The following is a 25,084-nucleotide window of genomic DNA, read 5'->3' as shown; positions in this document are numbered from 1 at the left end:
CGCGCGCCGGCGGTCCAGCTGGCCTCATTTGGCGTTCGAGGCCCGGCTGGCATAAAACTCAACCATCCGACGGGCTTCTTCCATCACCTCGTCGTGGGGGATAACCCGCCCTTGAGCAATGTCCTGGTCAGCTAGCATGGATGCCTGTATGCATTCCTCACATTCCTCGAAACCGTCCCGTTGCACGTAGTACAGCATATCCAGGGGCGTGCGCCCCTCCCAATTCGGCCAGGCGCTCCAGGCGGGCGCGGTCGGATGGGGACAGCGCTTGCAGGTCATGTTCGGTAGCCATGATTGCCTCCTTGGCGGCCAAAACATCACCTTAGCACAGGCCAGGCCGCGCGGTTTGCGCGGGCGCAAAGCGGCCGGGTGGCCGCTTAGTGCCTGTGGGCGGTGAGGAAGAGGACGATGCCCACGCCAATGGCGATCAGGATGACTTGCGGCACGGTCTCGCGCATGGTGGCGCGGCGCTGCATCTGCGGCATCAGGTCGCTGACGGCGATGTAGATGAAGCCGGACGAGGCGAATACCAGCACGTAGGGGATCAGGTTGCTGGCCTGGTCCAGCGTGTAGTAGCCCAGCAGGCCGCCGGCAATCGCCATCATGCTGCATAGCAGGTTGTAGACGTAGGCGCGCGTGCGCGAGAAGCCCGCGTTCAGCAGCACGATGAAGTCGCCGATCTCCTGCGGGATCTCGTGCGCGATGATGGCCAGGCCGGTCACCAGGCCCAGGCCCGGGTCGGCCAGGAAGGCCGCCGCAATCAGGATGCCGTCGGTGAAATTGTGCATGCCGTCGCCCACCAGGATCATCCAGCCGGCCTTGCCCGCCTCGCGCTTGTCGTGCCCGTGGTGATGGTGGTGGCCGTCGTGCTCGTGGTGGTGCGAGTGGCGCAGGATGGCCAGCTTTTCCAGCATGAAGAAGGCCAGCAGGCCGCCCAGCAGCGTGGCGAACAGCGTGCGCGGGTCCGCGCTCGATTCAAACGCCTCCGGCAGCGCGTGCAGCAGCGAGGTGGACAGCATGATGCCGACCGACAGGCTGACCATGCGCTCGACCACCTTGGACAGCAGGGTAAACGAGAAGATGGCCGCAGCCGTCAGGCTGATCACGCCGCCGATGGTGGTTGCCAGCAGTATGGAAATGAGTGTGGAATCGATTTTATTGCCTCTTGAGCACTGCCAGGGAGCGCAGCCGGGGCCCGGCGCCTGCTGCGCTCCGCGCCTGGATTCCGGCGCAAACCGGGCATTTTACCGCCCGGCCCGATTTTCTGCTCAGTTATGCAACGCCGTTGGCCTTGAACCAGGCCACGGCGCGCGCAAAACCGTCCCTGGCGTCGGCCTCGTTGTAGCTGGGACGGTAGTCGGCATGGAAGGCGTGGCCCGAGTTGGGATAGACCACGAAGGTGGATTTGGTGTTGCCGGCCGCCGCCAGCGCCGCTTTCATCTTGTCCAGCGACTCCACCGGGATGCCGGTGTCCTTGGCGCCGTACAGGCCCAGCACCGGCGCCTTGATCTTGTCGGCCACGTCGATCGGATGTAGCGGGTTGATGGCGGTCTTCTCGCCCACCACGCGGCCGTACCAGGCCACGCCGGCCTTCACATGCGGATTGTGCGCGGCGTACAGCCAGGTCTGGCGGCCGCCCCAGCAGAAGCCGGTAATGCCCAGTTTATCGGTGTTGCCGCCGTTGGCCTTGGCCCACGCCACCACGGCGTCCAGGTCGGCCATTACATCGCTGTCCGGGGTCTTGCCAACGATGTTTTTCATCAGCTCGGCCTGCGAGGGGGCCTTGGTGGCGTCGCCCTGGCGCACAAACAGGTCCGGCGCCAGCGCCAGGTAGCCCAGCTTGGCGAAGCGGCGCGCCACGTCGGCGATGTGCTCGTGCACGCCGAAGATTTCGGAGATGACCAGGATGACCGGCAGGCCGGTCTTGCCGGCGGGCTGGGCGCGGTAGACTGGCACGGCGGTGCCGTTCACCGTCACCGAGACGGTGCCGGCGGTCAGGCCTTCGGTGTCGGTCTTGATCACGTTCTGCGCCACCACCGGCAGGGCAGCGGCCGCGAAGCCGGTGCCCAGGGCCACTTTCAGGAAGTCGCGGCGGGCGACGCCGTCGTTCAGGTGTTTTTCGTTCAGGCTTGCTGCGTCGTTCAACAAATCTTTCATCTGCTTCCCTCCAGTGGTTGCGTTACAGTTTGCGGCGGCGCACGGCGGGTTACGGCTGCGCCTGACCCGCCCTACGGTCTTGCGTACGGCCTTCTATCGTAGGGCGGCTTAGCGCGTAGCGCGTAAGCCGCCGTTAGTGCGCCTCCTCCCAGTTTTTGCCGACGCCGACTTCCGCCAGCAGCGGCACTTTCAGCTGCGCCACGCCGGCCATCAGCTGCGGCAGCTTTTCGCGCACCAGCGCCAGTTCCTCGTCCGGCACTTCCAGCACCAGTTCATCGTGCACCTGCATGATCATGCGGGTCTTCAGGCCGTCCTTCTCCAGCCAGTCCTGCACCGCGATCATGGCCAGCTTGATCAGGTCAGCCGCCGTGCCCTGCATCGGCGCGTTGATCGCGGCGCGCTCGGCGCCCTGGCGGCGCGGGCCGTTCGGCGAATTGATCTCGGGCAGCCACAGGCGGCGGCCGAACACGGTCTCCACGTAGCCCTTGGCCTTGGCCTGCAGGCGGGTGTCGTCCATATAGGCCTTCACGCCGGAGAAGCGCGCGAAGTAGCGGTCGATGTAGTTCTGCGCGGCGGTGCGGTCGATGCCCAGGTTGGACGCCAGGCCGAAGGCGCTCATGCCGTAGATCAGGCCGAAGTTGATCACCTTGGCGTAGCGGCGCTGCTCGCTGGTCACCTCGGCCGGCGCCACGCCGAAGATCTCGGCGGCGGTGGCGCGGTGGATGTCCTCGCCCTCGGCGAAGGCGCGCAGCATGTTCGCGTCTTCCGAGATATGCGCCATGATGCGCAGCTCGATCTGCGAATAGTCGGCCGACACGATGTGGCTGCCCGGCGGCGCGACGAAGGCTTCGCGGATGCGGCGCCCTTCCGCCGTGCGGATCGGAATGTTCTGCAGGTTGGGATCGTTCGAGGCCAGGCGGCCCGTCACCGCCACCGCCTGCGCGTAGTTGGTGTGCACGCGGCCGGTGGCCTTGTTGATCATCAGCGGCAGCTTGTCGGTGTAGGTGGACTTGAGCTTGGCCATGCCGCGGTATTCCAGCAGCACTTTCGGCAGCGGGTAGTCCTCGGCCAGCTTTTGCAGCACTTCCTCGTCGGTGGACGGCGCGCCGCTCGGGGTCTTTTTCACCACCGGCAGCTTCAGCTTCTCGAAGAAGATTTCGCCGATCTGCTTGGGCGAACCGAGGTTGAAGGGCTGCTCGGCCAGCTCGTGCGCCTTCGCTTCCAGCTCCACGATGCGCGCGCCCAGTTCCTCGGACTGCGTCTTGAGCAGGGCCGCATCGATCATCACGCCGTTGCGCTCGATCTTCTGCAGCACGATGGCGGTCGGCAGTTCGATCTTGCTGTAGATGTGGGTCAGCTTCTCGTCGGACGAGACGTTGCCGTGCATGGCCAGGTGCAGGCGCAGCGTGATGTCGGCATCTTCCGCCGCGTACTCGGTGGCGCGGCCGATTTCCACCTGGTCGAAGGTGATCTGCTTGGCGCCCTTGCCGCACACGTCCACGAAGGGGATGGTGGTGTGGTTCAGGTGGCGCAGCGCCAGGCTGTCCATGTCGTGCGAGCGGTGCGACTCGAACACGTAGGATTGCAGCAGCGTGTCGTGCACGACGCCGCGCAGCGTCACGCCGTGGTTGGCGAAGATGTGCGCATCATATTTCAGGTTCTGGCCGACCTTGGCCTTGCTGGCGTCTTCCAGCCAAGGCTTGAGCTTTTCCAGCACCAGCTCGCGGCTCAGCTGCTCCGGCACGCCCTGGTAGCGGTGCGCCACCGGGATGTAGCAGGCCTGGCCCGGCTCGGTAGCCAGCGAGATGCCGACCATTTCGGCCGTCATTGGCTCCAGCGAGGTGGTTTCCGTGTCCACCGCCGTCAGGCCGGCGGCGCCGATGCGGGCGATCCATTTGTCCAGGTCCGCCTCGGTCAGCACGGTTTCGTAGTGGATGCTGGCAGGCGCGCTGGCGGCGGCGAACAGGTCGCCGTTCGCGCCGCCGGCGGCGATGGCGCCCGCCGGGGCCGCACCGGCGCCCGTGGCTGCGGCCGGGGCACCGGCGCCGCCTGCGCCGATGGGCGCGGCCGGCGTCATGCCGCCCAGCTCGCGCAGCAGCGTCTTGAAGCCGAACTTGCCGAAGAAGGCCAGCAGCGCTTCCCGGTCCTCGCCCTTGGCCACCAGCGACTCGGAAATCGACATCATGTGCGCGCTCAGGTCGCAGTCGGTTTTCACGGTGATCAGCTCGCGGCCTTTCGGCAGCCATGCCAGCGCATTGCGCAGGTTCTCGCCGACCGCGCCGGTGATCTTGTCCGCGTTGGCGATCACGCCATCCAGGCTGTCGTAGGCGGTGAGCCACTTGAGCGCGGTTTTCGGGCCGCACTTGGCCACGCCCGGCACGTTGTCGACGGTGTCGCCGATCAGGGTCAGGTAATCGATGATGCGGTTGGGCGGCACGCCGAACTTGGCCAGCACGCCCGGCTCGTCCATTTTCTCGTTGGTCATGGTGTTGATCAGCATGACGTGCGGATTGACCAGCTGCGCCAGGTCCTTGTCGCCGGTGGACACCACCACTTCCAGGCCCGCCTTCACCGCGTCCACGCACAGCGTGCCGATCACGTCGTCCGCCTCCACGCCCTCCACCATCAGAATCGGCCAGCCCATGGCGCGCACCGCCTCGTGGATGGGCTCGATCTGCAGGCGCAGGTCGTCCGGCATGGAAGCGCGGGTGGCCTTGTATTCCGGGTACATATCGTCGCGGAAGGTCTTGCCCTTGGCGTCGAACACACAGGCGATGTAGGCGGCGGGGAAATCGGCGCGCAGGCGGCGCAGCATGTTGACCATGCCGTGCATGGCACCGGTCGGGTGGCCGTCCGGGCTGCGCAGGTCGGGCAGCGCATGGAAGGCGCGGTAGAGGTAGCTGGAACCGTCAACCAGCAGCAGGGTCTTTTGCATATTAGAAAATTAAGCGTTCCGGCGTTATAACAATGTAGTCGGTCATTATCGCAGACTATTTTAAAACCGGAACCGTGTCGGTTTGTTACAATGAGCACATACAGAATCTAGCAATTCACTTAACAGGGCGGTATACATCATGCGTGCATCCACAATCTGGCCAGTCCTCATTCTCGCCCTGAGCAGCGTCGCCCAGGCTCAAACGCCTTCGGCCGCGCCCCCCAAACTCGACAAAATCGAAGAAGTTGATACGCCGATCACGGTTACCACCAAGCCGGCCAACGAACGCAAGATCACGGAAAAGCGCGAAGGCGGCCGGGTCACCGAGGCCAAGGTCAAGAGCGGCCCCAGCACCTACACCGTCAAGGCGCAGAACACCACCAGCACCACGGCCCTGCCCGGCGACGCCGCCGGCCAGGCCAACCGCGGACCGCAGTGGACCGTGATGGAATTCGACATCGGCAAGAAGAAGACCAAGCAGAAGGAAGACGAGGCCGCCGACGAGGCGCCAGCCCCGCCTCCGCCAGCCAAGCGCTGAGCCTGCGCCGGGTCATCGACTTCTTGCTCCCGCAGCTTAATTTCAACCACATCGCTTCTCATGGCAGTTTTTACCCCGGTCAGCCTGGATGACGTCAGCCAGTGGATCACGCAATTTCCTCTCGGCAAGCCGGTCGCGATCAAAGGCATCGCGTCCGGCATCGAAAACAGCAACTTCTTCCTCACTACCGAGAGCGGCGAATACGTCCTCACGATTTTTGAGAACCTGTCTTTCGAGCAGCTCCCCTTCTATTTGAACCTGATGCGCCACCTGGCCGACCGCGGCGTGGCCGTGCCGGCGCCGATCGCCAACGCGAACGGCGAACTGGTGGTGGCCCTGCACGGCAAGCCGGCCTCCATCGTCACCAAGCTGGCCGGCAAGTCGCAGCTGGACCCGCAGCCGGTGCATTGCGCCGAAGTGGGCGCCATGCTGGCCAGGATGCACGTGGCCGCGCTCGACTACCCGGGCAAGCAGCCCAATCTGCGCGGCCTGGACTGGTGGAACTGGGCCACGCCGCAAGTGCTACCCTTCCTGAGCGAAGCCGAAGCGCATCTGCTGCGCGCCGAAATGCATTTCCAGGAAGCGTTCTACGGCTGCGACACCTATAAACAGCTGCAGCAAGGCCCGGTGCACGCCGACCTGTTCCGCAACAACGTGATGTTCGACGGCGACAAGCTCACCGGCTTCTTCGACTTCTACTTCGCCGGCTGCGACAGCTGGCTGTTCGACGTGGCGGTGACGGTCAACGACTGGTGCATCGACCTCGACACCGGTGTGCTCGACACGGCCCGCGTGCGCGCCATGCTGGACGCCTACCACGCCGTGCGCCCGTTCACCGAAGCCGAGCAGACCGCGTGGCAGCCCATGCTGCGCGCCGGCGCGCTGCGCTTCTGGCTCTCGCGCCTGTACGACCTGCACCTGCCGCGCGAAGCCGAAATGCTCACGCCGCACGATCCCACCCACTTTGAACGCATCCTGCGCGAACGCATCGCCGTTCCGGCACCGGCGCTGTACTGATAGACTGATATGGGCAAACTCCCCGCAAGCACTGGCTGGCTCTGGATCAAACAGGGCTTTGGACTGTTCAGGCAGCAACCCGGCGGCCTGACCTCGCTGGCCATGCTGTACGCCATGCTGAACCTGGTGCTCAGCATCGTGCCCTTCATCGGGCAGCTGGCCGCCATCGTGCTGATCCCGGCGTTCTCGGTGGCCTTCATGCAGGCGTGCGCGGACGTGGAACAGGGCAAGCGGGTGCTGCCGGCGCTGCTGCTGTCCGGCTTCCGCAAGCCGGCCTTCCCCAAGCTGCTGGCGGTGGGGCTGCTGTACGTATCGGCCGCCGCGCTGGCCATCGGCCTGGCCTCGCTGGCCAGCGACGGCATGCTGGTCAAGCTGCTGACCGGCAAAATCGCGCACGACTCGCCCGAAGCGCGGGACGCCAACCTGGGCAGCGCGCTGCTGCTGATCATGGCGATCGGCCTGCCGGCCGCCATGGCCTTCTGCTTCGCCGCGCCGCTGATCTACTTCCAGAACATGGGCGTGGGCAAGTCCATCTTCTTCAGCTTCTTCGGCGTGCTGCGCGCCTTCAAGACCTTCGTCGTGTTCGCCATCAGCCAGTTCGGCCTGATGCTGCTGCTGTCGCAGATCGTCGGCCTGATCTTCGGCCGCAGCCCCACGCTGTTCGTGATGGTGATGCAGATCGTGCTGGTGCTGTTCTCGGTGCTGTTCCACTGCGCCTTCTACGCCAGCTACCGCCAGCTTTTCGGCAGCCCGGTGGCGCCCAAGGAGGCGCAGCAAAGCGCGCCTGAAGACGCGCCTTGACCGCAGCGCCGCAGCGCACGCTGGCCGACGCGGCGGCTGCGCGCGATAACGGTTTCAATCTGGTGCGGCTAGTTGCCGCGCTGGGCGTGGTGGTCCACCATGCCTACCTGCTGGCCCCGGTCGCCGCCGGCGACGATCCTATCAGCCGCCTGCTCAAGCCGGCCACCAACCTCGGCCTGCTGATGGTGGGGGTCTTCTTCCTCATCAGCGGCTTCTTCATTACCCGCAGCTGGATGCACGATCCCAGCCTGCTGCGCTTTGCCGTGCGGCGCTGTGCCCGTATCTTCCCCGGCCTGGCCGCGACAGTGCTGCTGAGCACGCTCGTAGCGGTGCTGTTCTTCTCCGGTCCCGAGGCGGATAGCCTGTTTAGCCAAGGCACCTGGCAATATATCCTGAGCAATATCTCGCTGCACGGATTGCGCTACGCGATACCGGACGCGGAATGGCAGATCGCCGGCGTGCTGGGCGGGCAGCACCTGAACGGCTCGCTGTGGACGCTGTACTGGGAAGGGCGCATGTATGTGATGGTGGCCCTGCTGGGCGCGGCTGCCGCCCTGCCCTTGCGGCAGTGGCTGATGGGCGCCGCCGCCTTCCTGCTGCTGGCGGCAAACCTGTTCCCCGACGTGGCCGGCAATTACATCTGGGAGCAGCGGCTGTGGTCGATGTTCCTGGCCGGCATGCTGTGCTGCACGCTGGCGGCACAGTTGCGCATCGGCCCGGTACAGGCAGCTTGCGCCTGCGCGCTGCTGGCCCTGAATTTCACCCGGGCAGAAGACCAGACCGGCACCGGCTTCACCTGGTTCGGCATTGCGCTGGCCGCCGGCGCCGTGGCCCTGTGGGCCGGCAGCGCGCAGCTGCGCGGCTGGCGGCATGTGCGCCGCCATGACTACTCATATGGCCTGTACCTGTGCCACTGGCCTGTCATCCTGATGCTGAAGACGGCGCTGCCGCAGCTGAGCGCATTGCCGCTGCTGGCGCTGACGCTGCTGCTGGCAATACCGCTGGCCATGCTCAGCTGGCACTATGTTGAAGCGCCAGCCATGCAGCTGGCGCAGCGCTGGCTCAGTGCGCGCAGCGCCGCTTCGAAGGTAACTCTGCGGCCTTGAGGCGCCTGGAAGCACGGCGGGTTACGCTGCGCTAACCCGCCCTACCCGCCCTACCGGCCCAGCCGCTCCAGCTTGGCCACGCTCAGGTCCAGCACCTTCATGCCGAAGCTGCCGAAGTTGATTTGCGCGCGGCAGTTGGCGCCGCTGCCTTCGATGTTGACGATCACGCCTTCGCCGAACTTGCCGTGCGAGACCGATTCGCCGATGCGCCAGCCGCTGCCGCCGCCGGACTTCTGCGCCATGCGCTGGGCCAGCGCGTTGTCGCTGCCCAGGTTCAGCGGCGCCTCGTCCCAGGCCGATTTCTTGTTGGCGAACCAGTGCGACTGCACCTTGGGCGACAGCCACTTCAGCGATTCCTCGGGCAGCTCGTCAAAGAAGCGTGACTTCATGTTGTAGCGCGTCTGGCCGTGCAGCATGCGGGTCTGCGAGAAGCACATGTACAGGCGCTTGCGCGCGCGCGTGATGGCCACGTACATCAGGCGCCGCTCCTCTTCCACGCCACCGTCCTCCTTCGAGCTGCTCTCGTGCGGGAACAGGCCTTCTTCCAGGCCGGTGATGAAGACGTTGTCGAATTCCAGGCCCTTGGCCGAGTGCACCGTCATCATCTGCAGCGCGTCCTGGCCGGCTTGCGCCTGGTTGTCGCCCGCTTCCAGCGAGGCGTGCGACAGGAAGGCCGACAGCGGCGACATGACGGTGGCCAGCGGCGCGTCCGCGTCCAGGATCTCGATGCCGTCCTGGTTCACGATGGGCGAACCGGCTTGCGCGTCTGCGCGCGGTCCCAGGTGCGCCGGCGCGCCCTGGCCGTAGCCTTCTTCGGACACGAACTGCGTGGCCGCGCTCACCATCTGCTCCAGGTTCTCGATGCGGTCGGCGCCCTCTTTCTCGGTGGCGTAATGGGCCAGCAAGGTACTGCCCTCCAGCACCACGCGCACCAGTTCGGGCAGCGCCATCTGCTGGGTTTCAAAGCGCATGCCTTCGATCATCTTGACGAAGCCGGCCAGCGAGGTGCCGGCCTTGCCCGTCATGTAGGGCACGGCCGCGTACAGCGAAATGCCGTACTGCTGCGCCGCGCCCTGCAGGTTCTCGATGGTGCGCACGCCGATGCCGCGCGTGGGGAAGTTCACCACGCGCAGGAAGGCCGAGTCATTGTGCGGGTTGTCCATCAGCTGCAGGTAGGCGATGGCGTGTTTGACCTCGGCGCGCTGGAAGTAGCGCAGGCCGCCGTATACGTGATATGGAATGCCGGCCGAGAACAGCGCGTGCTCGATCACGCGCGACTGCGCGTTGGAGCGGTACAGCACCGCGATCTCGCTGCGCGAGGCGCCTTCGGCGATCAAGCTCTTGGCCTCTTCGATGATCCACTGCGCTTCCTGCAGGTCCGAGCTCGCTTCGTACACGCGCACCTGCTCGCCGTGCCCGGCGTCGGTGCGCAGGTTCTTGCCCAGGCGCTTGCTGTTGTTGGCGATCAGCATGTTGGCCGAGTCCAGGATGTGGCCGTGCGAGCGGTAGTTCTGCTCCAGCTTGATCAGGTTCTTGACGTTGAACTCCTGCTCGAAGGCGCGCATATTGCCGACATTCGCGCCGCGGAAGGCGTAGATGCTCTGGTCGTCGTCGCCCACCGCGAACAGGGCACTGCTGCCCTGGCTCTGGCCCTGGCCGGAGAGCAGCTTGAGCCACTTGTACTGCAGGTCGTTGGTATCCTGGAACTCGTCCACCAGGATGTGCTTGAAGCGCTGCTGGTAGTGCTCGCGCAGCGGCTGGTTGCGGCTCAGCAGCTCGTAGCTGCGCAGCAGCAGTTCGGCAAAATCCACCACGCCTTCGCGCTGGCACTGGTCGTCGTACAGCTGGTACAACTCCACCATCTTGCGCTCGTTGGCGTCGTAGGCTTCCACGTCGGCCGCGCGCAGGCCGGCATCCTTGGCGCCGTTGATGAAGTACATCACCGACTTGGCCGGGAACTTCTCGTCGTCGATATTGAAGGCTTTCAGCAGCCGCTTGATGGCCGACAGCTGGTCCTGCGAATCGAGGATCTGGAAGGTCTGCGGCAGCGCCGCGTCGCGGTAGTGGGTGCGCAGCAGCCGGTTGCACAGGCCGTGGAAGGTGCCGATCCACATGCCGCGTGTATTAATCGGCAACATTGCCGACAAACGCGTCAGCATTTCCTTGGCGGCCTTGTTGGTAAAGGTGACCGCCAGGATGCCGGCCGGCGACACCTGCCCGGTCTGGATCAGCCAGGCGATGCGGGTGGTCAGGACGCGGGTCTTGCCCGAACCGGCGCCTGCAAGGATGAGGGCGCTCTGCGCTGGCAGCGTGACGGCGGCAAGTTGCTCGGGATTCAGGTTGTGGAGGAGATTTTGCATCCCGTGATTATACCGGGGCCGCCTGCGGCCCGGTATAAAACACTGGATATCCGATCAGCCTTTGGGCGCGGGGACCGGCTCGGCCTGGCCGTTGCGCACGGCTTCCTGGATCAGCGCGCGCACGGTCTGGTCGGCTTCGCGGCTGAGGCGGCCTTGTTCGCGGCCCAGCTCGCTCAGCTGCCTGCCCAGTTCCCGCATGGGCTTGCTCGCCTCGCGTATTTCCGCGCTGAGCGCCTTCAGCGGCGCCTGCTGTCCGGCCGTTTCCTCGTGCTGCTTGCGCAGCTCGGCCGTCAGTTGCTTCATTTGCTGCTTGAATGGCTCCATCTGGGTTTTCAGGGTGTCCATTTCGCGCTGCAGGGCTTCGCGGTCCGCGCCATTGTCGCGGTTGCGTTCCATCTTGCGCGCCACCGCTTCCATTTTGCGGGCCACGGCTTCCTGCTCGCGCGCCAGCTGCTCGATCTTGTCGTGCTGCCCGGCGCGTTCCTGGCGCGCCGCCTGCTCGGACGCGGCGCGCATTTTCTCGCCCAGCGCTTCCATGGCCTTGCTGTGCTGTTCCATGACCTTGTTGCGCTCCTTCATCTGGGCGTTCAGCGCGTCGGCGGACGCCCAGGCAGCGTTGGCCTTGGCCAGCAAGGCAGGGTCCTTGATCAGCCAGGCCTGGCTGCCGTCGCGGTACCAGATGAAGTCACCCTTCACCGTGTTTTCCAGGCGGCTCATTTCCGCCATGTCGCCACGGCCGGAGTAGATCGCCGTGTAGCCTTCGCCGCGCTTGATGGCGTAGGCGTCCCTGGCGTTGTCGTTCATGGTCAGGCGGCCGAAGTTCATGCGTACGCGGCCTGGCGTGCGGGCGGTGGATTGATCGCCCGCCATTGCCGGAGCTGCCGGCGCCGGCGGGGCCGGCGGAGCAGCCAGCGCTGGGGGCGCCGCAGGAGCGGCCGGGGCAGCGGGAGCAGCCAGGGCTGCCGGGGCGGCTGGCGCGTGCTTGGCGAGCGGCGCCGGGCGAGGTGCCGGCGCGGGACGCGGCGACGGCGCCGGTGCGGCGGCTGGCGCTGGCGCCGGAGCCGGTGCGGCGCCAGGCGCTTCGGGTGCGGGCGGCACCGGCGGCACGGGCGGCACGGGGGACGCGGCGGCCAGCATCAGGGCACGGGCGGCACGGGCGGGAGCGGCGGGTGCAGCGGGCGCATCAGGCGCTGGCATGGCAAGAGCCGGCGCCGCCGGCGCATTCAGCGCGGGGACAGCGGGCGCTGCGGGCAGCACATCGGCGGCGGCCGGTTGCGGCGCGGCGTGGGCGTACAGCACGGCGCAGGCGGTGCACAGGCCGAACAGGGGCGCGGCGATCTTCCAGCTCAGCGGCTGGCAGTCTGGACGCACCAGACGTTTGATACGGGACATGAGGTTTCCTCCTTGAGCCCCCAGCGCAGGCTGGGGGGTGGCGAACTGGAAGCGGTCCAGTTCGGACAATGCAAGGGCCAGGCGCCGCGGTTCGCCGAGCGTGCTTGCGGCTAAATCATCTGCAATCTGCTCCCGCTCGTCGCGGATGTGCCGGGACAGCATCCACACGCTCGGGTGGTAGAACAACAGTATCTCGATCGCGCTCTGGACCAGGTTCACCAGGTAGTCGTGGCGTTTGATGTGGGCCAGTTCGTGCGCCAGCAGCGCTTCCAGCAGGTCGGCCGGCATGCCGGTCAGCAGCGAGGCCGGCAGCAGCACCACCGGCTTCCAGCAGCCCGCCGTCATGGGCGTATCCAGATGGTCGGCCACGGCCAGCCGTACGGGGCGGTCCAGCCCGAGGCGCAGCGCCAGGCGGTCCAGGCGCCGCTGCCAATGGGCGTTCGGTACCTGCTGCGCCTCCAGCGTGCGTTCGCGCACCCACAGCAGGCCCAGCGACAGGCGCAAGGTCATGAAGGCGGCGCCGCAGGCCCACAGCAGCACCAGCCAGGGCAGCTGGCGCTGCAGCATGTACTGCCAGGAGATCAGCCGGTCGCCGTCCAGCGCGGGCATGGCCATGGCCGGAGTGCCCAGTGCACCCGAACCGGCCATCAGCAGCACCGCCGGATCGGCCGCCGGCGCGGCGTTGGCCGCGTCCAGCACGCGCCACGCGATGCCCGCCAGCGGCAAGGCCGCGCATAGCAGCATGGCGCCGCACGCGACCGCGTAGCGCGCTTGCGGGCGGGCATTGCGCAACAGCTGCAGTGCCAGCGATGCCGCCCAGCCGATCAGCAAACCCTGCCACACGAAGTGCAGCAGCGACCAGCCTATGGCTGGCATCAGCAGGGACAGCAAGTCGGCCATGGAGAACTCCTTGAAATATGCAATGTAGATTAAATGATCTAGAACGTGGTGTCTAGAACTTTTTTTCTACTTCCAGCCACGAGTGGCCCAGCATCAAGGTAGCGCGAAGCAGCAGGGAGAGCGAGGGATTTGCGACAGAATGCCGCCTGCGCGGAGCAGGCGGCGGAATGGCGGAGGGTGAGGCGCTTAGAACTCGACCACGGAACGGATCGATTCGCCCGATTTCATCAGGTCGAAGCCCTTGTTGATGTCTTCCAGCTTCAGCTTGTGCGTGATCAGGTCATCGATATTGAGCTTGCCTTCCATGTACCAGTCGACGATCTTCGGCACGTCGGTGCGGCCGCGCGCGCCGCCGAAAGCGGACCCCTTCCACACGCGGCCGGTCACCAGCTGGAACGGACGGGTGGAGATTTCCTGCCCCGCCGCCGCCACGCCGATGATGATGGACTGGCCCCAGCCCTTGTGGCAGCACTCCAGCGCCTGGCGCATGGTGGTGGTGTTGCCGATGCACTCGAAGCTGTAGTCGGCGCCGCCGTCGGTGAGCTGGACGATGGCGTCCACCACGTTTTCCACCTTGGTCGGGTTGATGAAGTGCGTCATGCCGAACTTGCGCGCCATCTCTTCACGCGCCGGGTTGATGTCCACACCGATGATCTTGTCCGCGCCCACCATCTTGGCCGCCTGGATCACGTTCAGGCCGATGCCGCCCAAGCCGAACACCACCACATTGGCGCCCGCCTCCACCTTGGCGGTGAACAGCACCGCGCCCACGCCGGTGGTGACGCCGCAGCCGATGTAGCAGACCTTGTCGAACGGCGCGTCCGAGCGGATCTTGGCCAGCGCGATTTCCGGCACCACGATGTAGTTGGAGAAGGTGGACGTGCCCATGTAGTGGAAGATGGGCTTGCCGTCGATGGAAAAACGGCTGGTCGCATCGGGCATCAGGCCGCGGCCCTGGGTCGAGCGGATCGACTGGCACAGATTGGTCTTCTGCGACAGGCAGAATTTGCACTGGCGGCATTCCGGCGTGTACAGCGGAATGACGTGGTCGTCCTTCTTCAGCGTCTTCACGCCGGGACCCACGTCCACCACCACGCCGGCGCCCTCGTGGCCGAGAATGGCCGGGAAGATGCCTTCCGGATCGGCGCCGGACAGGGTGTAGTAGTCGGTATGGCAAATGCCGGTGGCTTTGATCTCCACCAGCACTTCACCTTCGCGCGGGCCGCCCAGCTCCACTTCTTCAATGGTCAGCGGAGCGCCGGATTTCCATGCAACGGCTGCTTTGGTTTTCATGCTTGTGTCCTGTTATGACGGGTTAAACGGGAATACCCCGCATCATAACAAGGAAAACAAGATTACAGCGGCAGCAAGTTTCCGCTCTGTTCGTCCCACAGGCGGCGCACCTGGCCGGCCAGGCGCAGCGGCTCGAGCGGCTTGGCGATTATGCCGGCCGCGCCGGCTGCCACGTACAGCGCCATGTCGGCGGCCGACACCAGGCCGGTGACGAACATGGCCGGGGTGCGGCACAAATGCGGCATGCGGCGCAGCTGCGCCAGCGTGGCCACGCCTTCGTTGCCGGGCACCTGCACGTCCAGCAGGATCAGGTCGGGATGGAAATCGGCCGCCGCCAGCAGCGCGGTGCGGCCGGAACTGCACTCGCGCACCTGGAAGTGGCCTATCACCTCCAGCGCCATCTTGGCCACGCCGCGCACGTGCGGGTCGTCCTCCACGTACAGTATGCTGCTCAGCGCGCCGCTCATGTGGTTTCCTCCTGGATGGCCACCGGCTCGATGCCCAGCATGTGGGACACGGTGCGCCACAGCTGGCGCGGGGAAGTCCATGGCTTGGGCAGGAAGGCGTGCGCCTGGGTGCGCAGGCCGGGATGGCGGGCCGAGTACAGCAGCACCTGCGTGTTCTCCGCGCGCTGCCTGAGGCGCTGCAGCAATTCGCCGCCGTCGCCGTCCGGCAGGTCCGGGTCCAGCACCACCAGCGCAAAGCTGGCCTGCTCCACGGCGCGCACCGCCTCGGCCAGCGTGGCCGCATGCAGCACTTCGGTTTCCGGCACCAGCAGCGTAGCCAGCACCAGCGCCGCGTCGCCGTCGCCGTCCACGTGCAGCACGCGCGGCACTTCGCGACACACCGCCGCCACTTCTCGCAGGGCGTCGCCCAGCGCACTCAGATCGTCTTTCATCGTCATCTCCGCCCGCAACCATGCCGGCTGCGGTTTGCTGTAGGGTGCAGAGCCTGAAACCGGTGAGGCGCGCGCGCAACAACACGGCGGTCTGATCGGTGGATTCAGGGTGCAAGGTCGGCGGAGCTGGGCCGAAATTCAGATACAGCGGCAGGGAACGGGCGCGCTGCGGGGGAAGCCTGCGGGGGCGGTTCAGGACCCCGGGCTGATGAGCATAGTTTAGCGTATTTCCGAAAGGCAGTAGCCGTTATTTTTTTAACCGCGTGTTGAATGCAGCATGCAAGCCATTCAAGGTTTCCTCGGCGGTCAGCAGCTGGTCGGCTATCTCGTTGATCTTGCGGCGGCTCGAACGCGCGTGGTCGCGCAGCACCTCGAAGGCGGTGTTGCGGTCGGTCTGGAATTTGCACATCAGCAGGCCCACGGCCAGGCTGGTCTCGCGCCCGGCCGCCAGCGCGGCATTCAGGTTCAGTTCGGTGCGCCGCAGCTGGCGGATCTCGTCGGCGCGCGCCAGGCCGGCTTCAAAGGCCGGCATCAGGTGCTGCTCGTCCACCGGCTTGACCACGAAGCCCACCGCGCCATAGGCGGCGGCCTGCTTGGCGGCGTCGCTGTCGCCGCGGCCGGACAGGAACATGAAGGGCACCGAGGTGTTGCGGTTGAGCTGCTTGGCCAGCTCCAGGCCGGACATGCCCGGCATGTGGATGTCGAGCAGCGCCATGTCCGGCTCGCGCTCGGCCACCTGGGCCAGCGCCTGGTCGGCCGAGTAAGCCTGCACCGTGTCGTAGCCGGCATGGCGCAGCACCTCGCTAAGGAAGGCGGCCAGCAGCTGGTCGTCGTCTACTATCAGGATCAGGCGCTTCGCCGGGGTAGGTGCATTCATGGTCGCAACCTTGAGCGGATGATAATGCGACCGATTATAAAACGATCACGCAGCGTTGGAGCGATTTTCTTCCGCCATGAACAAGGCATTGAATTCGCGCACCGCGCGGGCCGGGTCCGGCGCCATGTAGACGCCGCTGACGCAGGCCACCATCTGCACGCCGCGCGCCACCAGCGGCGCGGCGTTGCCCGGCGTCATGCCGCCGATGACCACGCGCGGCAGCTGGATGCGCAGGCGCGCCTCGTCCAGGATGGACGGCGGCGTGGTGACGGCGTATTTCTTCACGCGCGACGGGTAGAAGCCGCCGAAGGCGACATAGCTGGCGCCGGCGTCCTGCGCATCCAGCGCCAGCTGCATGTCGCCGTAGCAGGAGGCGCCGATGAGGGTGTCCGGCCCCAGCAGCGCGCGGGTGCGGCCGATGTTGGCGTCGGTGCCGCCGAGGTGCACGCCGTCCGCGCCGATCAGCAGGCACAGGTCCACGTGGTCGTTGACGATGAAGGGCACGCCGTAGCGGCGGCACAGCGCCAGCAGCGCCGAGCTCTGCTCCATGCGCAGTTCGGGGCAAGCTTCCTTGTGGCGGTATTGCAGCAGGGCCACGCCTTCGGCCAGCGCCTGTTCGCTGACGGCGAGCAGGCGGGCAGTGTCGTCCCAGTCGGGGGTAACCAGATAAAGTCCTTGCATGGCGTCTCTCTCTTTCTCGTTGTGGTGATGGTGCTAGCGTTGTGGAATCCGCTGGCCGGGGGCAATGGCGAAGGCGCCGGCCAGCGCGCGGTGCGTGTAGCCTTGGGCGCGCGCCAGCGCCTGCTGCATGGGGTAGCCGTGCGCCAGCAGGCCGGCGATGGCGGCAGCCAGGGTGCAGCCGCTGCCGTGGAACTCGCCGGGCAGGCGCGCCCAGCTCCAGCCGTGGCCCTGGCCGAAGCCGGCGCCCTGCCCGGCCGCATCACTGAACCAGCGGTTGATGACGGTGTCGCCACTGCCATGCCCGCCGGTGATGAGCACGTTGCGGCAGCCCTGCGCCAGCAGGGACTGCGCGGCTCGCCGGATGTCTGTGCTGCGGTCCGCCTCCTCGCCGCAGTCCTCGCCGCAGTCCTCGCCGCCGCGATCCTCGCCGGCGCGGCCAGCGCGCGCCAGCGCCGCCGCCTCCGGTTCGTTGGGCGTGACCAGCGTGGCCAGCGGCAGCAGCACCGCCAGTGCCTGCACCGCATCATCGCGCGACAGCAGGTCGCCGTGGCCGCTGGCCAGCACCGGGTCCAGCACGACCGGCAGGCTGGCCGAACTTGCGCCCGGCAGCGCGCGCAGTTCCTGGATCAGCTGCGCGATGGCGCGCGCATTGGCCGCGCTGCCGGGGATGCCGATCTTGACGGCGTCGATGGTGCCCTTGGCCGCCAGCGCGCGCGCCTGGCGCAGCACCACCTCCGGCGCCACCGGCAGCACCTCGTACACGCGGTCGTTGTCCTGCACCGTCAGTGCGGTGATGACGGGCAGCGCGTGCGCGCCCTGCGCATGGATGGCCAGGATGTCGGCCGCCATGCCGGCGCCGCCGGAGGGGTCGGCGCCGGAAAACACCAGCACGCAGCGCTGGCGCGCGTTCGCCTCAGCTGCGGCCACACCTGTGCTCAGCCCTGCCGTCATACCATGCGGCCCGCCATCGGCGACGACGGCGAAGCGGCGAACTTGCGCGCAATGCGGCCGGCCAGGAAGGCCTCCCGGCCCGCCTGCACGCCCAGCTTCATGGCGCGCGCCATACGCACCGGGTCCTGCGCGCCGGCGATGGCGGTATTCATCAGCACGCCGTCGCAGCCCAGTTCCATGGCAATGGCCGCATCCGAGGCCGTGCCCACGCCCGCGTCCACCAGCACCGGCACCCTGGCCTGCTCGATGATGAGCGACAGGTTCCACGGATTGAGGATGCCCATGCCGGAGCCGATCAGCGAGGCCAGCGGCATCACCGCCACGCAGCCGATATCCTCCAGCATGCGCGCCTGGATCGGATCGTCGCTGCAGTACACCATCACATCGAAGCCATCCTTCACCAGCTCCCTGGCCGCCACCAGCGTTTCCGGCATGTTGGGGAACAGGGTCTTCTCGTCGCCCAGCACTTCCAGCTTCACCAGCTTGTGGCCGTTGAGCAGCTCGCGCGCCATTTGCAGCGTATACACCGCGTCCTTGGCCGAATAGCAGCCGGCCGTGTTGGGCAGGATGGTGTACTGCGACGGCGGCAGCACGTCCAGCAGGCTGGGCGCCTTCGGGTCCTGGCCGATGTTCACGCGGCGGATCGCCACGGTGATGATTTCCGCCGCCGCCGCGTCGGTCGCTTCGCGGGTCTGCTGCAGGTCCTTGTACTTGCCGCTGCCTACCAGCAGGCGCGAGTTGTAGCTTTTTCCTGCGATGGTCAGCAGGTCGTCGTTTTGATACTGGTCACGCATCTTTTTCTCCATGTTGTTTTGGGCCGCGTGGTGGCGGGTTACGGCCGGCGCACATACGGCGCATGTCTGTACGTAGGGCGGGTTAGGCGGCACGCCGTAACCCGCCAACTCAGCCGCCGCCAATGGCGCGCACGATGTCCACCTTGTCCCGCGCCTGCAGGGCGCGTTCGCCCCAGGCCTGGCGCGGCACCACGGTGCGGTTCACCGCCAGCGCCAGCGCCTGGTGCGCCAGCCCCAGCTCCTCCACCAGCGCCTGCAGGCTGTGCTGCGGCGGCACGCTGCGCGGCTCGCCGTTCAGTTCAATCGCGATATCGGTCATGCATCCCTCCCGCTTACGCCTTGCTGTAGAGCTGCGCGCCCTTCTTCACGAACTCCACCGCCTTCTCCTGCATGCCCTGCGCGGCGTAGTCGCGCACTTCCTGCGTGATCTTCATGGAGCAGAAATGCGGGCCGCACATGGAACAGAAATGCGCCACCTTGGCACTGTCCTTCGGCAGCGTCTCGTCGTGGAATGAACGCGCCTTGTCCGGGTCCAGGCCGATGTTGAACTGGTCTTCCCAGCGGAACTCGAAGCGCGCCTTGGACAGGGCGTTGTCGCGGATCTGCGCGCCCGGATGGCCCTTGGCCAGGTCGGCCGCGTGCGCCGCGATCTTGTAGGTGATGATGCCGTCCTTGACATCGTCCTTGTTCGGCAGCCCCAGGTGTTCCTTGGGCGTGACGTAGCACAGCATGGCCGTGCCGTACCAGCCGATCAGCGCCGCGCCGATGCCGGACGTGATGTGGTCGTAGCCCGGCGCGATGTCGGTGGTCAGCGGTCCCAGCGTGTAGAACGGCGCTTCGCTGCACTGCTCCAGCTGCAGGTCCATGTTCTCCTTGATCAGCTGCATCGGCACGTGGCCGGGGCCTTCGATCATCACCTGCACGTCGTGCTTCCACGCGATCTGGGTCAGCTCGCCGAGCGTTTTCAGTTCGCCCAGCTGCGCCTCATCGTTGGCATCGTAGATCGAGCCCGGACGCAGGCCGTCGCCGAGGCTGAAGGACACGTCATAAGCCTTCATGATCTGGCAGATTTCTTCGAAGTGCGTGTACAGGAAGGATTCCTTGTGGTGCGCCAGGCACCACTTGGCCATGATGGAGCCGCCGCGCGAGACGATGCCGGTCAGGCGCTTGGCCGTCAGCGGCACGTAGCGCAGCAGCACGCCGGCGTGGATGGTGAAGTAGTCCACGCCCTGCTCCGCCTGTTCGATCAGCGTGTCGCGGAAAATTTCCCAGGTCAGGTCCTCGGCCTTGCCGTTCACCTTCTCCAGCGCCTGGTAGATCGGCACCGTGCCGATCGGTACCGGACTGTTGCGGATGATCCATTCGCGCGTTTCGTGGATATGCTTGCCGGTGGACAGATCCATCACGTTGTCGCCGCCCCAGCGGATGGCCCAGGTCATCTTCTCCACTTCCTCGCCGATGGACGAGGTGACGGCGGAGTTGCCGATGTTGGCGTTGATCTTGACCAGGAAATTGCGGCCAATGATCATCGGCTCCACTTCCGGGTGGTTGATGTTGGCGGGGATGATGGCGCGGCCGCGGGCGAGTTCCTCGCGCACGAATTCGGGCGTGATCTCAGCGGGAATGGAGGCGCCGTAGTTCTGGCCCGGATGCTGGCGGCCCATCATTTCAGCCATGCGCTCGCCCATCGGGCCGGACGCCTTCAGCTCTTCCAGGTATTCGCGGCGGCGCAGGTTCTCGCGGATGGCGACGAACTCCATTTCAGGCGTGATGATGCCCTGGCGCGCGTAGTGCATCTGCGAGACGTTGCGGCCAGCCTTGGCGCGGCGCGGCTTGCGCGTCAGGTTGAAACGCAGTTCGGCCAGCGCGGGATCGTTCAGGCGCTCCTGGCCGTATTCGGAGCTCGGGCCGTCCAGTTCTTCGGTGTCGTCGCGGTCCAGTATCCACGGCAGGCGCGGCGTGGCCAGGCCGGAGCGAATGTCGATCTGCACGTCCGGGTCGGTATAGGGGCCGGAGGTGTCATAGACATAGATGGGCGGATTTTTCTCGTGGCCGAACGAGGCGGAGGTGTCGGACTGCGAAATCTCGCGCATGGGCACGCGGATATCCGGGCGGCTGCCCTCGACGTAGATCTTGCGGGAATTGGGAAGCGGCGCGATGGCTGCGCTGTCCACTTCGGCGGTGGCGGACAGGAATTTCGGATTGGCGTTCATTTGGCTCCTTTGTTAGCTACAGGAGCCAGCAAAGGAGGATTCGGCAAATCCGTGCAGCGTCGCACAACCCAAAAGCGCGGGCGCGCGGCGTGGCGGATGGAGGCCTAAAGCTTCCCTTCGCTGGCATTATCCAGATCAGGTTCGGAGGGTATTTCTCACCCGCGCCGCTTTCGCGACGCAGGACCCCTAGCGTGTGCCGCCTTGCGGCAGCGATTCGAATTATACATCTCCCGCAGCTGCGTACAACTTATATTCGAAACAATAATTCGGCAATACCACCTATTGCGACTACCTATTGCGGGCGGTACGTTACCGTCAGGGTATAGCTGGAGGCGGCGTAGCCGTTCAGCAGCACGTAGACATCGCCGTTGGCGGCCAGGGTGATGGTACAGGCCTCGGTGCTGGTGGAGCCGTCGGACTTGCAGTCATAGCTGCTGGTGGTGGGCACGCTGGTCTTGCGCACGTACAGGTCGGCGTCTCCGCTGCCGGTGGTGGACGCCTTGAAACTGCCGGCGCCGGCCTTGAAGGGGCCGAAGCTGCGGGTCTGGCCGCGCGTCAGGCTGCCGCTGAAGGTTTCCACCTTGTCAGGCAGCGGCACCACGCCGGGGCCGTCGCTGCCCAGTTCCACCGCGAACGTCAGGCCCAGGCGCGCAAACTTGAGCGCGTGGTCGGCCTGGTTGCCGCTGTTGGCGTAGGTGTCGTTGGCGGTGTGGATGTAGGGGTTGTCCTGAATGAAGGAGGTCTCGAACGGCATCGAGGCCCAATAGCCTTGCGCAGTCCAGGAGGCGTGGTCCGAGCAGCCGTAGCCGCACTTGTCGTAGCCTATCGTCAGCGTGGGCTGGTAGGTGGTGATCAGGTTGGCGACAAAGGTGTTCTGCTGGCTGTCGGTGTAATCGGTGTAGAGGTAGATGTCGGCCGGGGAACCCTTGTAGTTGGTCATATCAAGCTGCATCACGCCGACCACGTTGACGTTGTTGGTCTTGTGGTACTGCGCGATTTCCTGCGAGCCGCGCAGGCCGACTTCCTCGGCGGCGTAGCCTATCATCTTGATGGTGCGGCGCGGCTTGTAGCCGCTGGCAATAATGACGCGCAGCGCCTCGGTCATGCTGGCGATGCCGGAGGCGTCGTCGTCCGCGCCGGGCGCGCGGGTCGATTCGCCGGTGCTGCTGCCGCTGATCGAATCCAGGTGGCCGCCCAGCACCACGACTTCGGACGCGTTGTCCGTGCCGGCGATGGTGGCGATGACCGACTTCTGCGGATAGGCCGCATGCGTGAACTGGGTCACCGTGATATCGCTGCGGCCGGCCGCCATGGTGGTCCACTTCTGCTTCAGCCAGTTCGACGCGGCCACGCCGCTAGTGGTGGTGTAGTAGCGGTTGGTGTGCGCGGACAGGTCGATAATGGTCTGGGCGATATTGGAGGCCTGCATTTGCGGCAGCAGCGGATTGATGACGGTCTGCTGGTCGATCACGTAGGATGGGCGCGGCACGGCCAGCGCCGCCAGCGTCGTCTTGGGCGCCAGCGCGGAGATGCCGGCCGCCTCGCTCACGTGCGCCATGAAGCCGCCGCAGCGGCGCAGCTCCTTGTGCACGGCCGCCGACAGCGTCAGCATCTGCTGCTCGCTCACCTCCACCAGGTGGACCTTTTCCTGCGCAGCCGCGAGTCCGTTAGGCGCGGTGACGCTGGTGACCAGCGTGGCGCGGCTTTCGCGCTTGACCACTTGCGGCGCGTCCTTCTTCAATTGCGCGTAGGCGGCCTCGCCCACGGTGATCCAGATTGTGCCGTTCTGCGCGAAGGCGCTGGCGGAAGCGCCGGCCAGCAAGCCGGCTGCGATCAATGCGGTGATACGAGCTGCCATGTCTGTCTCCAAGGGTCCGTTTTCAGGCGGCCCAAGTTAAACAGTGGCGGTGGGAGAGTCAAAAAAATTACAAAAATAGACACACTCCGGAGCAGTGTCTCAGGCTTAACACCTCCTCAGCGCGACACGGCGCAGCTGGCTATGCCTTCGATGGCGCCGCTCCACAGGCCCAGGTGCCCACGGTCCTTGGCATTGAATCTGCCTTGCACGCTGGCGTAGCGCAGGGTCTTGCAGCGCAGGTCAGGACTTTCCTTGCCGAACGTGACCCACAGGCCGTTACGGCGGATAGCATGATCGTAGTCGTCGCGGTGCAGGTAGATGGCATCGCCTTCGAATTCGCGCACCAGGTAGCCGGTGACGCGCACCAGCTTGCCGTCGAAGCGCGACGGGTTGGCGATCAGTTCGATCAGCGACACATCCTGCGGCGCGCGCGGGGCCGGCGCGGCCTGCACGACGCTCGCCGCGATCAACATTAAACCAGCCACAAATCCTCTCACTACCTGCTCCATCAACTATCCAGCCCTAATGATAACCGGGCATCGCGCAACGAAAAAGCCCCGCCGAAGCGGGGCTGATGCGATGCGCCGGGATTACTTGGCGGGGTGCGCAGGCGCTGCCGGTGCGGCTGGAGCCGCAGCCGTCGCTGGCACAGCCGGCGTGCCCTTCGCTGCAGGCGTCGCCGGGGTGGCCGGGCTAGCCGGAGTGGCTGGGGTTGCCGGCGCAGCCGCATGGCCATCCTTCTCGGCGTGCTTGCTTTCCTTGGCGTGCGCCTTCTCTTTCGACTTCTCAGCCTTCTCCACCTTCGCTTCGGCCTTGGCCGAAGGCGCAGGGCCGGTGGCCGGGGCTGGAGTTTGGGCGAAAGCTGCGGTAGCAAACAGGCCGGCGATCAGGGTAGCGATGGTCTTGGTCATGATATGTATTCCTTGATTAGTATTCGGGTTGTTTGTTCGGTGCTGCAATTACTTGGCTGCTGGCGCCGCGGCCGACGCGACTGCTGGTGCGGCTGGTGCCGCTGGAGTTGCCGGGGCGGCTGGCGTTGCAGGCGTCGCAGGGGTTGCTGCGCTAGCGGTCTTTTCCGCTGGCTTGGCGTCTTTCTCGGCCTTGGCATGGTGCGCCTTCTTCACGGCCTTCTTGTGTTCCTTCGCTGGCTCCGCCTTCACGTCGGTCTTGGCGGCTTCCTTGACTTCAGTCTTGGCGGCAACCGCTTCGGTCTTGGCCGAAGGCGCTGGCGCGGCGGCTGGGGCCGGGATTTGGGCGAAAGCTGCGGTAGCGAACAGGCCGGCGATCAGGGTAGCGATGGTCTTGGTCATGATGTATTTCCTCTGTAATGATATAAACGGTTTGGTTTGTTTTTACTGCTTACTTCACTGCAGGGGCAGCTGGCTTTGCTGCTTCCTCTATCTCGTGCACATTTGCCGTGTCACTGAGCAGAAAACGCGGCCCGCATCCCAGCAGTTGACGGCCTTTACACGTGCTTACAACTTGCTGTAATTGCTTACAGTTGGCGGCGATTCGGGAACTCATGTCCCCGCAGGCCGTAGAAGCCTGCTGATCGCGTTCACCCCACACATCGCTACTGGCTGCACGGCGCGTGCCTGAAGCTGGAAGGCAGCGACAAGATGTCGAAGTCCGAGGGCAGTTTTCGACGCCGCGGCCACTGCGCTCGACCGCCTGGGGCCGGCTACCGGGAAGCCTTGCAGGCCGGACTGAACCAGGACCTGAACACGGCCAGGGTGTTGGCGCTGATGTGGGAGCTGCTCAGGTCCGGCTTGCCGGGCGAGCTGGCCGCCGCGCGCGACCTGGCGCGGTCGGGGAAACGCTGGGCCGAGACCGACGCCACGCGCCGGGCCATCGAGCAGGCGGGCTACGCGGTGCGCGGCACGGCGGAGGAAACAGTGGTCGAACCGCTGTAGCGCCGGCCACTCCGGCTCAGCGGCCGTGCAGGTGCACGGCCAGCCACAGCGCGCCATCGGAAACGCACCGCACCGTGTGCGGTGTCCGGGAAGGCAGAAACAGATGGTCGCCGGATCCGAGCTGCACGCTTTGTCCGGCGACGTCGAGCGTCGCCTCGCCCTGCAGCAGGACCACCCACTCATCCTGCTCCTGCACGTATTCCTGCGACGCGATTTTCGACGAGCTGATGATGCGCTCCACCACGAGGCCTTTGTGGCTCAGCAGCGCTTCAAAGCGCTCGCCTTGCTGCGGTGGTGCCGCATCGGCATACAGGTTTGCTGGCGTCATGATCGGCTCCTTGAGGTTGTACCGATTGTACCGGCAAAAAAAATCCCCGCAGCAGCGGGGATTCGATCAAAG

At 65.9% G+C, this 25,084-nt stretch carries 25 protein-coding genes and 1 riboswitch; of the genes, 5 read left to right on the top strand and 20 right to left on the bottom strand.

Features of this window, described 5'->3' with window-relative positions:
* Positions 1–24 precede the first annotated feature (24 nt).
* The 4 genes from ACFJI2_RS00790 to polA all read right to left on the bottom strand — a co-directional run bounded on the left by ACFJI2_RS00790 (position 25) and on the right by polA (position 5,092).
* The gene (locus ACFJI2_RS00790) at positions 25–279 is read right to left on the bottom strand and encodes a hypothetical protein (RefSeq protein WP_377703331.1); all 255 of its coding nucleotides are present in this window, start codon (positions 277–279) and stop codon (positions 25–27) included.
* Between the two features lie 98 nt (positions 280–377).
* Complete coding sequence (locus ACFJI2_RS00785) at positions 378–1,130, bottom strand: ZIP family metal transporter (protein WP_132136307.1); 753 nt, start codon at positions 1,128–1,130, stop codon at positions 378–380.
* Between the two features lie 142 nt (positions 1,131–1,272).
* Entirely contained in the window at positions 1,273–2,157 is an 885-nt protein-coding gene (locus tag ACFJI2_RS00780; RefSeq protein WP_377703330.1) for a dienelactone hydrolase family protein, read from the bottom strand.
* Positions 2,158–2,290: 133 nt separating this feature from the next.
* Entirely contained in the window at positions 2,291–5,092 is a 2,802-nt protein-coding gene (polA, locus tag ACFJI2_RS00775; protein WP_377703329.1) for a DNA polymerase I, read from the bottom strand.
* 139 nt (positions 5,093–5,231) lie between these two features.
* Between polA and ACFJI2_RS00770 the strand changes: the two genes are divergently transcribed.
* From ACFJI2_RS00770 to ACFJI2_RS00755, 4 genes are read left to right on the top strand one after another with little or no spacing between them, the layout of a single operon-like run.
* Positions 5,232–5,630 carry a hypothetical protein gene (locus ACFJI2_RS00770; RefSeq protein WP_377703328.1) on the top strand — a complete coding sequence of 133 codons (399 nt, stop codon included), beginning with the start codon at positions 5,232–5,234 and terminating at the stop codon, positions 5,628–5,630.
* Between the two features lie 60 nt (positions 5,631–5,690).
* The gene (locus ACFJI2_RS00765; RefSeq protein ID WP_107877326.1) at positions 5,691–6,647 is read left to right on the top strand and encodes a homoserine kinase; all 957 of its coding nucleotides are present in this window, start codon (positions 5,691–5,693) and stop codon (positions 6,645–6,647) included.
* Positions 6,648–6,656: 9 nt separating this feature from the next.
* A complete protein-coding gene (locus ACFJI2_RS00760) occupies positions 6,657–7,448 on the top strand; it encodes a BPSS1780 family membrane protein (RefSeq protein WP_377703327.1) in 792 nt (263 codons plus the stop codon).
* On the top strand, positions 7,445–8,554 hold the full coding sequence (locus ACFJI2_RS00755) for an acyltransferase family protein (RefSeq protein WP_377703326.1): 1,110 nt from the start codon (positions 7,445–7,447) through the stop codon (positions 8,552–8,554). Before ACFJI2_RS00760 ends, ACFJI2_RS00755 begins: the two co-directional genes overlap by 4 nt.
* Positions 8,555–8,604: 50 nt before the next feature.
* Here ACFJI2_RS00755 and ACFJI2_RS00750 read toward each other — a convergent pair whose 3' ends face one another.
* The 15 genes from ACFJI2_RS00750 to ACFJI2_RS00680 all read right to left on the bottom strand — a co-directional run bounded on the left by ACFJI2_RS00750 (position 8,605) and on the right by ACFJI2_RS00680 (position 24,081).
* Positions 8,605–10,914 carry a UvrD-helicase domain-containing protein gene (locus ACFJI2_RS00750; RefSeq protein ID WP_107877332.1) on the bottom strand — a complete coding sequence of 770 codons (2,310 nt, stop codon included), beginning with the start codon at positions 10,912–10,914 and terminating at the stop codon, positions 8,605–8,607.
* A gap of 54 nt (positions 10,915–10,968) precedes the next feature.
* Positions 10,969–13,206 carry a M56 family metallopeptidase gene (locus ACFJI2_RS00745; RefSeq protein ID WP_377703325.1) on the bottom strand — a complete coding sequence of 746 codons (2,238 nt, stop codon included), beginning with the start codon at positions 13,204–13,206 and terminating at the stop codon, positions 10,969–10,971.
* Between the two features lie 186 nt (positions 13,207–13,392).
* The gene (locus ACFJI2_RS00740; RefSeq protein ID WP_107877336.1) at positions 13,393–14,499 is read right to left on the bottom strand and encodes an S-(hydroxymethyl)glutathione dehydrogenase/class III alcohol dehydrogenase; all 1,107 of its coding nucleotides are present in this window, start codon (positions 14,497–14,499) and stop codon (positions 13,393–13,395) included.
* A 62-nt stretch (positions 14,500–14,561) separates the two neighbouring features.
* Positions 14,562–14,966 carry a response regulator gene (locus ACFJI2_RS00735; protein WP_107980817.1) on the bottom strand — a complete coding sequence of 135 codons (405 nt, stop codon included), beginning with the start codon at positions 14,964–14,966 and terminating at the stop codon, positions 14,562–14,564.
* The gene (locus ACFJI2_RS00730) at positions 14,963–15,397 is read right to left on the bottom strand and encodes a response regulator (RefSeq protein WP_377703324.1); all 435 of its coding nucleotides are present in this window, start codon (positions 15,395–15,397) and stop codon (positions 14,963–14,965) included. Before ACFJI2_RS00730 ends, ACFJI2_RS00735 begins: the two co-directional genes overlap by 4 nt.
* A gap of 247 nt (positions 15,398–15,644) precedes the next feature.
* The gene (locus ACFJI2_RS00725) at positions 15,645–16,274 is read right to left on the bottom strand and encodes an ANTAR domain-containing response regulator (RefSeq protein ID WP_056398479.1); all 630 of its coding nucleotides are present in this window, start codon (positions 16,272–16,274) and stop codon (positions 15,645–15,647) included.
* Between the two features lie 45 nt (positions 16,275–16,319).
* A complete protein-coding gene (thiE, locus tag ACFJI2_RS00720; protein WP_377703323.1) occupies positions 16,320–16,955 on the bottom strand; it encodes a thiamine phosphate synthase in 636 nt (211 codons plus the stop codon).
* A 33-nt stretch (positions 16,956–16,988) separates the two neighbouring features.
* On the bottom strand, positions 16,989–17,906 hold the full coding sequence (locus tag ACFJI2_RS00715; RefSeq protein WP_377703322.1) for a hydroxymethylpyrimidine/phosphomethylpyrimidine kinase: 918 nt from the start codon (positions 17,904–17,906) through the stop codon (positions 16,989–16,991).
* The gene (locus ACFJI2_RS00710) at positions 17,903–18,700 is read right to left on the bottom strand and encodes a thiazole synthase (protein WP_377703321.1); all 798 of its coding nucleotides are present in this window, start codon (positions 18,698–18,700) and stop codon (positions 17,903–17,905) included. Before ACFJI2_RS00710 ends, ACFJI2_RS00715 begins: the two co-directional genes overlap by 4 nt.
* A 109-nt stretch (positions 18,701–18,809) precedes the next feature.
* Complete coding sequence (gene thiS / locus ACFJI2_RS00705; RefSeq protein ID WP_377703320.1) at positions 18,810–19,019, bottom strand: sulfur carrier protein ThiS; 210 nt, start codon at positions 19,017–19,019, stop codon at positions 18,810–18,812.
* Positions 19,020–19,032: 13 nt separating this feature from the next.
* Positions 19,033–20,913, bottom strand: coding sequence for a phosphomethylpyrimidine synthase ThiC (gene thiC / locus ACFJI2_RS00700; RefSeq protein ID WP_377703319.1), 1,881 nt, complete (start codon positions 20,911–20,913; stop codon positions 19,033–19,035).
* Between the two features lie 95 nt (positions 20,914–21,008).
* Positions 21,009–21,111, bottom strand: a riboswitch (TPP riboswitch).
* A gap of 94 nt (positions 21,112–21,205) precedes the next feature.
* A complete protein-coding gene (locus ACFJI2_RS00695) occupies positions 21,206–22,771 on the bottom strand; it encodes a M20/M25/M40 family metallo-hydrolase (protein WP_377703318.1) in 1,566 nt (521 codons plus the stop codon).
* Positions 22,772–22,887: 116 nt separating this feature from the next.
* Entirely contained in the window at positions 22,888–23,244 is a 357-nt protein-coding gene (locus ACFJI2_RS00690) for a hypothetical protein (RefSeq protein ID WP_377703316.1), read from the bottom strand.
* A 117-nt stretch (positions 23,245–23,361) separates the two neighbouring features.
* Complete coding sequence (locus tag ACFJI2_RS00685) at positions 23,362–23,682, bottom strand: hypothetical protein (protein ID WP_377703315.1); 321 nt, start codon at positions 23,680–23,682, stop codon at positions 23,362–23,364.
* A gap of 48 nt (positions 23,683–23,730) precedes the next feature.
* Entirely contained in the window at positions 23,731–24,081 is a 351-nt protein-coding gene (locus tag ACFJI2_RS00680; protein ID WP_377703314.1) for a hypothetical protein, read from the bottom strand.
* A gap of 309 nt (positions 24,082–24,390) precedes the next feature.
* On the opposite strand from ACFJI2_RS00680, the gene ACFJI2_RS00675 reads away from it, so the two are divergent.
* Positions 24,391–24,684, top strand: coding sequence for a hypothetical protein (locus ACFJI2_RS00675; protein WP_377703313.1), 294 nt, complete (start codon positions 24,391–24,393; stop codon positions 24,682–24,684).
* 16 nt (positions 24,685–24,700) lie between these two features.
* Here the strand turns inward: ACFJI2_RS00675 and ACFJI2_RS00670 are convergent, their stop codons facing one another.
* The gene (locus ACFJI2_RS00670; RefSeq protein ID WP_377703312.1) at positions 24,701–25,012 is read right to left on the bottom strand and encodes a cupin domain-containing protein; all 312 of its coding nucleotides are present in this window, start codon (positions 25,010–25,012) and stop codon (positions 24,701–24,703) included.
* Between the last annotated feature and the right edge of the window lie 72 nt (positions 25,013–25,084).

Source organism: Pseudoduganella sp. UC29_71 (genome assembly GCF_042693265.1).
In the GTDB taxonomy this organism is placed as follows: domain Bacteria; phylum Pseudomonadota; class Gammaproteobacteria; order Burkholderiales; family Burkholderiaceae_D; genus Rugamonas.
This window is presented reverse-complemented; position numbering and strand designations above follow the sequence as displayed.

Bases quoted from the DNA above. Each gene is read 5' to 3' on its own strand.
- ACFJI2_RS00790 (WP_377703331.1), bottom strand. From the start codon at position 279: ATGACCTGCAAGCGCTGTCCCCATCCGACCGCGCCCGCCTGGAGCGCC.
- ACFJI2_RS00780 (WP_377703330.1), bottom strand. From the start codon at position 2,157: ATGAAAGATTTGTTGAACGACGCAGCAAGCCTGAACGAAAAACACCTG.
- polA (WP_377703329.1), bottom strand. From the start codon at position 5,092: ATGCAAAAGACCCTGCTGCTGGTTGACGGTTCCAGCTACCTCTACCGC.
- ACFJI2_RS00770 (WP_377703328.1), top strand. From the start codon at position 5,232: ATGCGTGCATCCACAATCTGGCCAGTCCTCATTCTCGCCCTGAGCAGC.
- ACFJI2_RS00765 (WP_107877326.1), top strand. From the start codon at position 5,691: ATGGCAGTTTTTACCCCGGTCAGCCTGGATGACGTCAGCCAGTGGATC.
- ACFJI2_RS00760 (WP_377703327.1), top strand. From the start codon at position 6,657: ATGGGCAAACTCCCCGCAAGCACTGGCTGGCTCTGGATCAAACAGGGC.
- ACFJI2_RS00750 (WP_107877332.1), bottom strand. From the start codon at position 10,914: ATGCAAAATCTCCTCCACAACCTGAATCCCGAGCAACTTGCCGCCGTC.
- ACFJI2_RS00745 (WP_377703325.1), bottom strand. From the start codon at position 13,206: ATGGCCGACTTGCTGTCCCTGCTGATGCCAGCCATAGGCTGGTCGCTG.
- ACFJI2_RS00740 (WP_107877336.1), bottom strand. From the start codon at position 14,499: ATGAAAACCAAAGCAGCCGTTGCATGGAAATCCGGCGCTCCGCTGACC.
- ACFJI2_RS00735 (WP_107980817.1), bottom strand. From the start codon at position 14,966: ATGAGCGGCGCGCTGAGCAGCATACTGTACGTGGAGGACGACCCGCAC.
- ACFJI2_RS00730 (WP_377703324.1), bottom strand. From the start codon at position 15,397: ATGAAAGACGATCTGAGTGCGCTGGGCGACGCCCTGCGAGAAGTGGCG.
- ACFJI2_RS00725 (WP_056398479.1), bottom strand. From the start codon at position 16,274: ATGAATGCACCTACCCCGGCGAAGCGCCTGATCCTGATAGTAGACGAC.
- thiE (WP_377703323.1), bottom strand. From the start codon at position 16,955: ATGCAAGGACTTTATCTGGTTACCCCCGACTGGGACGACACTGCCCGC.
- ACFJI2_RS00715 (WP_377703322.1), bottom strand. From the start codon at position 17,906: ATGACGGCAGGGCTGAGCACAGGTGTGGCCGCAGCTGAGGCGAACGCG.
- ACFJI2_RS00710 (WP_377703321.1), bottom strand. From the start codon at position 18,700: ATGCGTGACCAGTATCAAAACGACGACCTGCTGACCATCGCAGGAAAA.
- thiS (WP_377703320.1), bottom strand. From the start codon at position 19,019: ATGACCGATATCGCGATTGAACTGAACGGCGAGCCGCGCAGCGTGCCG.
- thiC (WP_377703319.1), bottom strand. From the start codon at position 20,913: ATGAACGCCAATCCGAAATTCCTGTCCGCCACCGCCGAAGTGGACAGC.
- ACFJI2_RS00695 (WP_377703318.1), bottom strand. From the start codon at position 22,771: ATGGCAGCTCGTATCACCGCATTGATCGCAGCCGGCTTGCTGGCCGGC.
- ACFJI2_RS00690 (WP_377703316.1), bottom strand. From the start codon at position 23,244: ATGTTGATCGCGGCGAGCGTCGTGCAGGCCGCGCCGGCCCCGCGCGCG.
- ACFJI2_RS00685 (WP_377703315.1), bottom strand. From the start codon at position 23,682: ATGACCAAGACCATCGCTACCCTGATCGCCGGCCTGTTTGCTACCGCA.
- ACFJI2_RS00680 (WP_377703314.1), bottom strand. From the start codon at position 24,081: ATGACCAAGACCATCGCTACCCTGATCGCCGGCCTGTTCGCTACCGCA.
- ACFJI2_RS00675 (WP_377703313.1), top strand. From the start codon at position 24,391: ATGTCGAAGTCCGAGGGCAGTTTTCGACGCCGCGGCCACTGCGCTCGA.
- ACFJI2_RS00670 (WP_377703312.1), bottom strand. From the start codon at position 25,012: ATGACGCCAGCAAACCTGTATGCCGATGCGGCACCACCGCAGCAAGGC.